8 protein-coding genes and 1 pseudogene are annotated in these 11,704 nt (G+C 57.5%); 4 read left to right on the forward strand and 5 right to left on the reverse strand.

Going from position 1 to position 11,704, the window contains the following annotated elements; all coding sequences use genetic code 11:
* Positions 1 to 444: 444 nt before the first annotated feature.
* The 3 genes from P0D80_RS43715 to P0D80_RS43725 all read right to left on the reverse strand — a co-directional run bounded on the left by P0D80_RS43715 (position 445) and on the right by P0D80_RS43725 (position 3,075).
* Positions 445 to 642, reverse strand: a complete 198-nt coding sequence (locus P0D80_RS43715; RefSeq protein ID WP_408293387.1) for a hypothetical protein — start codon at positions 640 to 642, stop codon at positions 445 to 447.
* Between the two features lie 567 nt (positions 643 to 1,209).
* The gene (locus tag P0D80_RS43720; RefSeq protein WP_408293390.1) at positions 1,210 to 1,989 is read right to left on the reverse strand and encodes an SDR family NAD(P)-dependent oxidoreductase; all 780 of its coding nucleotides are present in this window, start codon (positions 1,987 to 1,989) and stop codon (positions 1,210 to 1,212) included.
* Between the two features lie 207 nt (positions 1,990 to 2,196).
* Positions 2,197 to 3,075, reverse strand: a complete 879-nt coding sequence (locus P0D80_RS43725; RefSeq protein WP_408293393.1) for a LysR substrate-binding domain-containing protein — start codon at positions 3,073 to 3,075, stop codon at positions 2,197 to 2,199.
* A gap of 198 nt (positions 3,076 to 3,273) precedes the next feature.
* Here P0D80_RS43725 and P0D80_RS43730 point away from each other — a divergent pair, with 198 nt between their 5' ends.
* From P0D80_RS43730 to P0D80_RS43745, 4 genes and pseudogenes are all read left to right on the forward strand, one after another.
* A complete protein-coding gene (locus tag P0D80_RS43730; RefSeq protein ID WP_408293396.1) occupies positions 3,274 to 4,551 on the forward strand; it encodes a ribulose-bisphosphate carboxylase large subunit family protein in 1,278 nt (425 codons plus the stop codon).
* Positions 4,552 to 4,557: 6 nt separating this feature from the next.
* A complete protein-coding gene (locus P0D80_RS43735; protein ID WP_408293399.1) occupies positions 4,558 to 5,967 on the forward strand; it encodes a four-carbon acid sugar kinase family protein in 1,410 nt (469 codons plus the stop codon).
* Between the two features lie 330 nt (positions 5,968 to 6,297).
* Positions 6,298 to 7,710 (forward strand): annotated as a pseudogene (pyk, locus tag P0D80_RS43740) (pyruvate kinase).
* Between the two features lie 42 nt (positions 7,711 to 7,752).
* Complete coding sequence (locus tag P0D80_RS43745) at positions 7,753 to 8,187, forward strand: hypothetical protein (protein ID WP_408293402.1); 435 nt, start codon at positions 7,753 to 7,755, stop codon at positions 8,185 to 8,187.
* Positions 8,188 to 8,528: 341 nt separating this feature from the next.
* On the opposite strand, the gene P0D80_RS43750 is transcribed toward P0D80_RS43745, so the two are convergent.
* On the reverse strand, positions 8,529 to 10,358 hold the full coding sequence (locus tag P0D80_RS43750; protein ID WP_408293412.1) for a TRAP transporter large permease: 1,830 nt from the start codon (positions 10,356 to 10,358) through the stop codon (positions 8,529 to 8,531).
* A gap of 77 nt (positions 10,359 to 10,435) precedes the next feature.
* On the reverse strand, positions 10,436 to 11,467 hold the full coding sequence (locus P0D80_RS43755; RefSeq protein WP_408293404.1) for a TRAP transporter substrate-binding protein: 1,032 nt from the start codon (positions 11,465 to 11,467) through the stop codon (positions 10,436 to 10,438).
* Between the last annotated feature and the right edge of the window lie 237 nt (positions 11,468 to 11,704).

The following is an 11,704-nucleotide window of genomic DNA, read 5'->3' on the forward strand; positions in this document are numbered from 1 at the left end:
GTCTGCACGTGCGGGCGAGCGACTGCAGTTGGCCGATTGTTGCCGGATGAGCGGGCGCGAGCCGGGACTGCATAACAGTCGGCTGATAGTCTAGGAGCGGAGTTCTATGTGCTAGAGATTTGCTACAGCAGGGGTAATAACCCATATCTGACAGGCCTTGCGCCTGCCATTCCACGCCCTGAACTATCGCTGCCAGGGAAGGCCCAGCAAAGCGACTGTGAGTGGCGCAGTTCGACCGATTCCGTTGCAAAAGTCTTGTGTTGCTTCAGCACATCAGCGTCCGCGCCAGAAGTTTGAGTTATAGCGTTTGGCGAAGCAGTGGATTTTGGCGGGGCGGGGTCCCCATTGCCCGTCATGCAACCGCCTGGTTAATCCGCGTGCTTCCCGGCTAAGCTACTCGGCCAACCTTCCCGCAAGTGCTCACCGTGCAGCACGCGCTGGCGGTCATTGATTGACCGTGTGGGGTTTCCATCGGGGGAATCGTTCCAGAAAGCCTTCGCTCGCCGTCAGCATGTATCGCGCTTTGATGCCTAGCGTGATATAGCACGCATCCTCCACCAGTGTTGCATCACCGAACACCTGTAGATCGCGCTGCAAATCAGGAAGTTCGGCTTTTGCTACGTCCAGAATCAGAAGGACCACGACTTCCCCTAAAGCTCAGCTTTTACCAACTATGCATCAAATCCGGCAGCAGAGATAGCTGAACTGAGCTCGGCGGGGATTGACTCAGCTCGACCCGAACCAGCGCTATCGCGGGTTTTTCGAATGTCGCCGCTATTCATGACCGATTTTCGGCGGATGAGCGCGCGTGAGTCGCGACTGCATAACAGTCGGCTGAAGCTCTGAAAGGGAATGTTTCGTGTGCTACGGAAGTGCTACAGCAGTGGTAGGCATCCATATCTGACAGGCTTTGCGCCTGTGATCCCACCCCCTGAACTATCGCCGCCAGGAAGACCCACAAAGTGACTTTGAGCGGCGCAGTTCGACCCCAACATGCCGTTCAGCCTTCTGTGACTGAACGGCTCCTCCCGAGGGTATAACGGGCTCTCGAGTACGCCGCCCTGTCTGCAAATGCTCAGGGCGCGCTGAAAGGCCGCTGTGGCCGATCAAGCCGGCGCTCACCGACGACGCACTGATTTAGAGAGCCAATCGGATGCCACTATCCGTTGCTTCCAGCGGTTGGTTGGTGTCCGAGCCGTCAAATGCCGTTCAAACCGCGCCTGCCCCCCATGCGAGGAAGCCACCGTCCACCGGAAGCACGATCCCGTTCGTATATCCAGCTTCCTCCGACGCCAAGTAGCAGACGGCCGCGGCGATTTCCGACGTCGTGCCGTAGCGCTTCATCGGAATCGCATTTGAGTATTCGGCACGGAACTCTTCGCTGTGGAGTGCCTTAGTCATCGGCGTGTCCACTGGACCCGGTGCGATTGCGTTAGCGGTAATGCCGTAGTCACAGAGCTCCACCGCCATCTGGCGCGTTAAAGCGATGACAGCCCCTTTCGACGTGCCGTAGGCCGTGCGTCCTGTACCGACCGCTCGCACACCTGCCACCGAAGCTATATTGATTATGCGGCCCCAGCGGTTCTTAACCATCAGACGCGCGGCATGTTGGGAGCATAAAAACGCGCCAGTTACATTGACCTGCATCGTTTTGAGAAACGTGTCGAGCGGATAGTCTATGAATGGCACCAGCTTGGCAATGCCGGCGCCGTTCACCAACACGTCGCAACGCCCATGCGTCTTGTCGATCGCATCGAACGCAGCGGCAATCGATTCGGCGTTTGAAACGTCCATCTCAGTAGCCGAAACTGACAGGCCCGCACGCCGGAAACCTGACGCCGCTTCTTCTGCCGCGCTCTTATTGATATCGGCAAGAACGACGTGATAGCCACGTCTTGCAAGCTGTTCTGCCGAATCTGCACCGATGCCCATAGCGCCGCCAGTCACCACGGCTACGCGGCTTGCGCCGTTCTGCTTCGTCTGCTCCACGTTGTCTCCTTCAGTGTAAGACCGCTGTGCGGCTTCGTGTACGATGCCTGGAAGCGGATCAAATGACGGCGCTACGCGCCATCTCGTGTGCAGATTATTGGAGCCCTAGCTGGCAAGGTCAAAGGATAATAAAGCTGGAGACTGTGAGAAAAAGTCACACACTGGAGAAACAGATTTCGCATGCCGGCAAGCAAGCCGATGCATGCTTCATGTCTCCATTTCACGCAACTCGTTCCTCAGCCATTCCACCAGGGCGACGGTCTTCGGCTGACTCTCGGCATGAGGAGCAACCCACAGCACGAGGCTCACAGGGCCTGGGACAAAGCCGAACGGCGCGACGAGACCAGCCGAGTCCAGCTCGTCCCGGACGAGCATTCTCGGCACTGCAGCTACTCCCAATCCGCACTTGGCGGCTTGAATCTGAAGATAGAAATGATCGAACGATTCAGCGATTTCGGGCGGATTTTCGAGCACAGTCGAGGTCGCCTTGTACCAGTCGACCCACGCGGACGGTCGCGTATTGGTTGCTAGAAGCCGCACCCGCTCAAGGTCGCTCGGTTTTTTGATCCGGTTTGTGCGCATGTACTCCGGCGAGCAGACTGCCCCGATCCATTCCTCGATCAACGGTATCGGGGTGACACCTTTGGGCACCGGGATGGATGAAAGCCGAATTGCCACCGTTATCTTGTCGCGGGTAAAGTCGATCTCGCCATGACTGGTGTTGAAACTTAGCTCAAGCGATGGCATCGCACTTTTCAGCTTTGAGAGGCGCGGCAGCAGCCAGTACATCATGATCGAGGCCGAGCACGAGAGGGTCAACGGCCCCGGCTTCAACTGGTCGACGGTCTTTTGGATAAGGTTGAACGCCACGCTCAGGCCTTCGGCCATCTGCGCCCCTTCAGGCGTCGGCTCAGTCGCGTGCGCATTGCGTGACAGCAGTAGCACGCCCAGTTGGTCTTCGAGTGCGCGAATATGTCTGCTGACCGCACCATGAGTGACGCAGAGCTCCTCTGCTGCGGCACCGAAGCTCCGCAGGCGAGCTGTGGCTTCAAAGGCGCGCAGCGCATTCAATGACAGACGAGGCACGTGGGCTCCTGTGGGCCCGAGGCCCAGTGCTGATGGAAGTGGCCTATTGTGAGTTTTTCGCTCCGCGTCGAGAAATCATATCGTTTGATGTCGCAAGGCGTCAAATCTATATTCAGGACATCCCCGGTTTAAGCGCATGCGTCCCACGCGTCCATGCGCCCGGTTTCAGGTCTAATATCCCAGGACGCGGAGTCGAACATGGTCGAAACCTCCAGTCAAAGAGCGGAATTCACTGCGCGCTATCTCGTCGAAAGCTCAGTACCGATTGCAAAAGCCGCCGAAGTCATTGCCGGCGAACAGTCGAGCGGAACGTTTCTCGCGCTCCCGGGAGAGACTGATGCGCTAAAAAATCGTGCCCGGGCTCGTGTAGTGAAGGTCGATTCGCACCCCCCCGTTCTCGAGCCGTCGCTGCGCAGTGCTCACGTCGAACGCAAGGGTCCGCCGAACGTCTATTACCGAGGCGAGATCGAGATCGCCTTCCCGGTGGACAACATTGGCGCGAATCTGCCCACCCTTTTATCGACTGTTGCAGGCAACCTGTTTGAGTTAGGGGAAGTGACAGGGCTGCGCCTGCTTGACATCGATCTACCAGCAACGTACGCGGCACAATTCCCCGGCCCTCAATTCGGTATCGGTGGAACCCGTGACTTCGCTAAGGTCTACGACAGACCAATGATCGGAACGATCATCAAGCCGAGCATCGGCTTGCTTCCGGAGCAGACGGCGGAAATCGTCGATAGCCTTTGCGCCGCCGACATTGACTTCATCAAGGATGACGAACTGCTCGCCGATCCCGCATACGCGAGCTTTGATGAGCGGCTCGCAGCCGTCATGCCGGTCTTGCATCGACACGCCGACCGCATGGGTCGCATGCCGATGTACGCGATCAACATCTCCGGCACAATCGACGAGATGCTCCACCGACACGACGCGGTTCTGCGGGCCGGCGGTACGTGCGTGATGGTTTCCATTAATTGGGTCGGTTTTGCTGGCGTCGAGCATCTTCGCAAGCATGCCCAAGTACCTATCCACGGCCATCGCAACGGCTGGGGGGCGTTCACACGCTGTCCGGAACTCGGGTTCTCCTTTCAGGCGTTTCAGAAGTTGTGGCGACTTGCCGGAGTAGATCATCTGCACGTCAACGGCATTCGCAGCAAATTCTGGGAGCCAGATACATCCGTCATCGATTCGGCCCGTGCCTGCCTGGTACCGTTCGCGGGTGTGCAGCCGCTAATGCCGGTTTTTTCGTCGGGCCAGTGGGCGTCTCAAGCTCCTGACCTTTACGCTCAACTGGGCTCCGTGGACCTGATGCATCTGGCCGGTGGCGGAATCATCGGACATCCGCACGGAATCGCCGCGGGTGTTGCCAGTATGCGAGAAGGGTGGGAAGCGGCAGTCGAAGGAGTAGATCTGAAAACCTTCGCGGAGTCCCGGCCTGCACTGCGTGCTGCCCTGTCTCACTTCCAATCGGCGTGATCCGAGATGAGCACAAAATCCGAACAATCGGACGCGGCATTGCGTCTGACTTTCTACGGCGACGACTTTACCGGATCGACTGACGCTCTGGAAGTCCTGGCTTTCGCGGGGCTGCGGTGCGCCCTTTTCTTGAAAGCGCCTTCTTCCGAGACGTTATCGCAACTAGGCGGATTTGACGCTATCGGTGTGGCAGGTGACAGTCGAGGCATGACCCCGTCCGAAATGGAAGCATCCCTTCCATCGGTATTCGACGGTCTGCGCGCCCTGAATGCTCCGATCCTTCACTACAAAGTCTGTTCAACTTTCGATAGTGACCCGGCGATAGGAAGCATCGGAAAAGCTTTGGAGATAGCCCGCGCTGGAATCACGCGGTATCCAGTTCCGATTGTTGCCGGGACTCCAGCATTGAAGCGCTACTGCGCGTTTGGCAACCTGTTTGCCCGATCCGGTACCGACAACAAGACTTATCGAATCGATCGCCATCCGATCATGAGCGTCCATCCGGTCACACCGATGATGGAAGGAGATCTTCTGCGCCATCTGGCGCTGCAGACAGACCTGCCTCTCTCCGGAATCTTCCTGCCCAGTCTGGAACGCGCTCGAGAAGAAATAGACCGGGCATGGTCGGAAGCAACTTCAACCGGCGACGCGGGAATCTTGCTCGATTCAGTCACGGAACGTCATCTGACCGAAGTCGGTCGCATCCTTGACGGCTACGCTTCAACGGTCGGTCCCATATTTACCATTGGCTCGTCCGGGGTCGAGTATGCGCTGACCCAATGGTGGCGTGAACTCGGGAAGCTTCCCAATACGCAGCGATATTACGACCATATCGCGCCCACGAGTCAAATTCTTGCCATCTCCGGCAGTGCGTCACCGCTGTCTTCCGCACAGATTGACACGGCGATCGCGGCAGGCTTCGCCGAGATTGCCATCGACGCAAAAGCGCTCGTCCGGGAAGACTCGTGGCAGCAAACAGCTCAAGATATCGTCGGCCGCACGATTGCGCTGCTCAGCGACGGGCGCAGTGTCATCATGCATACTGCCCGTGGCCCGCGCGATACACGCATCGCGGAAATGCTCGAGTGCTTTACTGCCGACGGACTGACCCCGGACGACGCTCGGCATCAAGGGGGGCGATTGCTGGGCCAACGGCTTGGCGCGGTCGCGAGTGCTGTCCTTGAGGCCACTCATTTGCGCCGCCTGGTTCTGTCAGGCGGCGATACGTCGAGTCAAGTCACACAGGTTCTTCGGCCCGATGCACTTGAGATTGACGGGCGCCTCGCCGCAGGCGCGCCATTGTGCCGTGTGCTTTCCGATAAGTCTCATTTGCGAAACCTTCAGCTTGCGCTCAAGGGCGGCCAAATGGGCGACGAAAACTTCTTCGTCATCGCCCGGGATGGCACCACAAGATAACCGCCGCGCCCCGCGGCGCAGCCACACTTTCATCACGCCGCAAAGTAGATGCTAACGGGGACCGCGATCTAAAGCGCGTTCCCGTTGGTCAATCAAGAACGTCGGACAACGGTCCGACGCTTCGGCGATTGCGAACAGGAGGACCTTGGCACGGAGTCACGCGCAGGAAGTCTCGATCGCATAGGTTCCCTGTACAGATCGAGACCGACTGCAATGTCGTCACATCGGAAGGCGGTAGTTGCTCGCTTACCCGAGCGGCGTCATCTCCGGCCCGCTTCGATTCCTCGTCCCTTCCGCACGAAGTCTTCCGCAACCTGAGAATCTTCATCGATGAATAGAAACCGTTCCACGAAAATCCTTGCGACGCTCGGACCTTCAAGCTCCGCCGAAAGCCTGATTGAGAGCCTGTATGTGTCCGGCGCCGATGTTTTCAGGTTGAACATGAGCCATGGCAGCCATGAGGAACAGGCTCAGCGACTGCAAGCAATTCGCCGTATCGAGGCCCGACATGGTCGTCCGATCGGCGTGCTGCTTGATCTGCAAGGGCCGAAGCTGCGTGTGGCGCGGTTCAAAGATGGGAAAGTCGATCTGCGGCCAGGACAGGCCTTCAGCTTTGACCTTGATAGCGCGCCCGGTGACGAGTCGAGGGTCTGTCTCCCTCACCCGGAAATCTTCGCAGTCGCGGCGATCGGCGATACTTTGCTTGCCAACGACGGCCTGCTGAGGTTCAAGATTGTCGATACGTCGCTTACCTGTATGACGACGGAAGTTGTCATCGGCGGCATCCTTTCGGACCGAAAAGGCGTCAACGTCCCGAGCGTGGTCCTCCCCATTCCAGCACTGACCGAAAAGGACAAGCAAGACCTCCAATTCGGCCTGGAACAAGGCGTAGAGTGGATCGCACTGTCTTTTGTGCAGCGGGCAGACGATGTGCGCGAAGCGCGTAATCTGATCAAAGGCCGGGCTAAGATTATCGCCAAGATCGAGAAGCCGTCCGCCGTGGATTCGATCGAGGAGATCATCGAGGCATCTGACGGAATCATGATTGCGCGTGGCGATATGGGTGTTGAATTGCCACCCGAGGAAGTCCCGGTAATCCAGAAGCGAATCGTGGGTTTATGCCGAGAGGCCGGGAAGCCTGTCGTCGTAGCAACGCAGATGCTGGAGTCGATGGTGAACTCTGCCGTGCCCACGCGAGCAGAGACGTCCGACGTAGCGACGGCCGTTTTTGACGGGGCCGATGCCGTTATGCTGTCCGCAGAGTCCGCGTCAGGTGCCTTTCCAGTCCAAGCCGTTTCGATGATGAATAGGATTATCGAGCGCACAGAGAATGCGCCGTCGTATCGTCAACTGCTGAAAGCAGTCAGGCCACCGGCCTCTGCTGACGCACCGGAGGCGATTAGCGCAGCGATCTTTACCATTACATCAATGTTGTCGGTTGCAGCAATCGTCGCCTAAACCACTTCCGGCGCGACTGCCGAGCGGATTGCTCGCGAAAGGCTAACCTCCCGCATCCTGTCGCTCACTCCTGATGAAGCCGTTGCGCGTCAACTTACGTTGACTTGGGGTGCCTGTCCTTTACATGTCGACGATGCGGAGAACGTTGAAGATATGGTCACGAAGGCCACGGCGGCAGCGCATCGGATCGGTGTCGACCGCCGCAAACCGCTCCTGATCGCAGCAGGTGTCCCGTTTGGCACGCCCGGCATCAGTAATCTGCTGAGAATCGTCTACCCTTCCTGATCTTTCATTCATACGTCAGGGCATGGGGGCGCGCGGGCCCCCATGAGTTTCGGCAAGGCGCTGGTATCCGCCATGGTAACGAAAGCACGGAATCTCAAAAAGCCACGACACCGACCGGCGCTGTCGAAACAGATGCTTCTTCCGCTTCCCTTGCCGCTTGTCAAAGACCTGTCTTTAGTCTCTCACCTCGCCCTCGCTTCATTTCAATCCGGCCACGGTAGCCAGCATCTCCTATATCAACTCATCCGAACAACATACCTCTCATATTTGATGTGGAACGAGGGGCTGGGTGCCGGCAACTATCAGCTTTACTGTGACGCTGAAGCCGAGATAGAGGCCATCGCTGCTGTTCGCGCAGGCGGCGGGCCATGGACGCTCAGTGAGGACGCTAGCTCTATCCTCGAGAAGATCGTATGTATCTACGACGTCCAGCTTAGCGGCATATCCGGGGGGGCTTTTCACACGATGCCACGCTAAGTTGGAACAGCTCCTTGGAATGTTGGTAGTCCGATCTGGGAAAGCCTTGCTGCAGTGCGATCAAACCCGAAGCGCCGATAAAACCCACGGGGCTTGATCGTCCGCCCAGCGTATCGTATCGGCACAGGCGAGCATGTTACACGGCACCGATCTGCTCCCCAACTTGATACCGGCGGCAACGCCACTGAAGCCCTATCCAGATCGGCGCTGGCGAAAGTTGGTTCGCGGCATCTGATCGCATTATCAACTTATCAACATCGCCAACGATCGCCTGAAGCGACTTTTAAACAAAGAGGCTGGACGTGCGTCCAGCCTCTTCGATTTCTGCGTGTACCCGCCTCTTAGCTTTTCAGAAAGCCGGTCGAAATCCACGGTACCGCCGCGATCACCACGATGCCAATGAACAGTGCCGCCATATAACCCATGATTGGACGAATGCCCAAGTTCGGCGAGATCTTGCTGACTGCACACGCGCCGTAATAGCCGACCCCGAACGGCGGCGAGAACAGCCCTAAACCCATCGAAAGAATGACGACCATCGCGTATTGAACTTCATGGATGCCAACCGCTCGGGCAATGGGGAAAAGTAACGGCCCGAAGAGCACGATGGCTGGTATTCCCTCGAGGACGCTGCCCAGGATGATGAACATGAAGATTGACACAAGCATGAAGGTGAACGCGCCCCCTGGCAGATGCTGCATGAAATCCGCCAGTCCGTGAGAGAAGCCGGACTGTGTGAGCGCCCACGCCATCGCTGTAGCCGTACCAATGATGATGAGGATCGCACCGGAAAGAGCGGCCGTCTCCACGAGCATGGGGCCAACACGCTTCCAGTCAAAGCATCGATACACCATGAGCCCGGCGACAACAGAATACGCGATGCCGACTGTCGAAACTTCCGTTGCCGTGGCTACGCCTTCCACCACCGCCACGCGGATGACAACCGGAAGGGCCAACGCCGGGATCGATACCACAAATGCCTTTCCGACCAACTTCCACGCGGCCTTCGTGGAGGACGTGGGCTCGAATTTTCGGGCCCGCCACCAGACAAGCATGCACAACATGAACGCCAGTACGAGCCCCGGCAACAGACCACCGGTAAAAAGCGCAGAGATTGATACGCCAGTAACCGATCCGATCGTGATGAGCACGATGCTTGGCGGAACCGTTTCGGTCTGTGCGCCGGTTGCCGATAGCAGTGCGACGAGCTCGCCGGGATTCTCCCCACGCTTCTTCATCTCAGGGAACAGAATCGGAGCAACGGCCGCCATATCGGCCGCCTTTGAACCGGAAATCCCGGAAATCAGATACATCGCGCCAACCAGAACATATGAGAGGCCACCCCGAACGTGACCCAGCAACGATGCCAGGAAGTTGATCATCGCCCGTGCCATCCCTGTCATCTCTATGAGAAGCCCGAGGAAAATAAACATCGGCACAGCCAACAGAAGGATTTGAGACATTCCTTCGTCCATGCGGCTGACGACAATTTCCAACGGCATGGACGTTGACATTGAAAGATAAGCAAACACGGAAAGGCCGAAGGAGAATGCGATAGGCATTCCGCTCAGGACGGTGAAACCGACCACACCAACGAAGAAAATCACCAGGTTCAGGTTTCCAAGCGATTGCAAAACCGGCCCTGCATGTTCCAGCACAAACACAGTCACTAGCGACACCGTAATCCCAGCGATAGCGGTCTTCCAGCCGATTGCTAACAGCTTGACCACGCAGATCAGCAGCATCGACACAACCCCGAAGATGATAGCCGCAACGCGTACGCCGTCATTGATCTCCATTGTCGGGGTCAGAATGTCCCACTGCTGCTTGATGTAAGCGATCGATGGAACAAGTATGAGCCCGAGAAAAAGCATGCTCGCCACCATCGAAATGGTGTCCCAGAACGGATCCCAGTGCTCGCCCATGCGGTTGACCAGTGCCGTCATGCGCATGTGGCTGCCTCGGTGCAACGCCGTAGCGGCACCTGTCATGGCGAGCCAGAGAAACAGGATGGCAGCGAGTTCGTCGCTCCAGATTAACGGGTGGTGCAGGACATAACGGGCCACAACGCCGCTGAAAAGCAGGACAATTTCTGCTAGCACCAGCAGTGCCGCCGGCACAGAGACGATTACGCCGAGTGCGAAGTCCACACGGGACAGCCAGCGGGGCATCGTCTTCGTCGTGTGGTGGACGGTTGCGCTGGTCTGTTGTTCGAGCGCGTCATCCACGTCTTTCAGCATTTGCGTTCTCATGCCAGCTTCCCCGTGTATTTCTCCATGAGACTCCATTCTTCGTCGCCGAAGAATTGCTTCTGCTCCGTGTAGAAGTTCGCAGATTTCAGGGTTTGGCGGAACGCGTTCGCGTCAGCGGTGTTAAACGCAAGCCCTCTGCCCGCGAGCGTCTTTTGCAGGGAGGCGTTTAACTGGATCACGTCTTGTCGTTGCTTCAGTGCCCCCGCATTGAGGTGCTTTGAGACGATGTCACGGACGGTGGGCGGCATTTTTTCCCACGCTGTCTTGTTGCCTAGCAACCAGTAGCCGTCCCACATATGGTTCGTCATCGAGCAATATTTCTGGACTTCATAAAGCTTCGCAGCGTCTACTACAGCGAGCGCGTTCTCCTGTCCGTCGACGACCTTTGTCTGCAACGAAGAATAGACCTCGTTGAAGCTGATCGACGCGGGGGCTGCGGAAAGCGACTTGAACAGCGAGATCCAGAGACGACCACCCGGCACCCGTATTTTCATCCCCTGGAGGTCGGCAGGAGTCTTGACGGGCTTTGTACTGGTCGTGATCTGCCGGAACCCGTTGTTCCAGATCTTGTCCTGCACGATCAGATTCGCCTTTCCAATCAGCCCGCGAATATGGGCGCCAAGGTCGCCATCGAATGCTGCGAATACCTGGTCATAGTCTTTATATGCAAAGCCGACTCCGGAGATGGATGCCTTGGGAACCAGAGTCGAAAGGGTATTAGCGCCCGAGACCGTATAAAACTCCAGTGCGCCAGCCCGTAACTGCGAGAACATGTCGGGGTCGCCGCCGAGCTGATTATTTGGAAACACCCGAAGGTCGACCCGACCGTCTGTCTCCTTTTTGATCGCATCCGCTGCCTCCTGAATGCGAACATTCAGCGGATGATTTGCCGGCAGGTTCGTGCCGACCTTATAGGAGAATTCTGCCGCGTTGGCGCGCCGAACCCACGGACCATCCAGGAGGCCTGTCGCAGCGACAAAGGCGGCTCCGGTTCCGGTGATGAGAAAGTTTCTACGATTGAATCCCATGTTTGTCTCCAACAATTTGAATAATCGTCCGTCAAGGACTCGCGCTTTATATGCTTAGCCGCATTCCCTGACGCAATGGTCGAAGGAGCGTGTTCGTGCGCTTGATTTGACGCGCCCGCTGAGACTGGTGCGTGCATTTAGAGTAGCGGACGTGCCGCCTCACAACAAACGACTTTATCTCGACCTATGGTGAGAAAAGCTCACTGGCGCGAATTCGAGACGCGATGGCGTCAACAG

It is taken from the genome of Paraburkholderia sp. RL17-373-BIF-A, from assembly GCF_046030175.1.
In the GTDB taxonomy this organism is placed as follows: Bacteria; Pseudomonadota; Gammaproteobacteria; order Burkholderiales; family Burkholderiaceae; genus Paraburkholderia.

Bases quoted from the DNA above. Each gene is read 5' to 3' on its own strand.
- P0D80_RS43730 (WP_408293396.1), top strand. From the start codon at position 3,274: ATGGTCGAAACCTCCAGTCAAAGAGCGGAATTCACTGCGCGCTATCTC.
- P0D80_RS43735 (WP_408293399.1), top strand. From the start codon at position 4,558: ATGAGCACAAAATCCGAACAATCGGACGCGGCATTGCGTCTGACTTTC.
- P0D80_RS43745 (WP_408293402.1), top strand. From the start codon at position 7,753: ATGAGTTTCGGCAAGGCGCTGGTATCCGCCATGGTAACGAAAGCACGG.
- P0D80_RS43750 (WP_408293412.1), bottom strand. From the start codon at position 10,358: ATGCCCCGCTGGCTGTCCCGTGTGGACTTCGCACTCGGCGTAATCGTC.
- P0D80_RS43755 (WP_408293404.1), bottom strand. From the start codon at position 11,467: ATGGGATTCAATCGTAGAAACTTTCTCATCACCGGAACCGGAGCCGCC.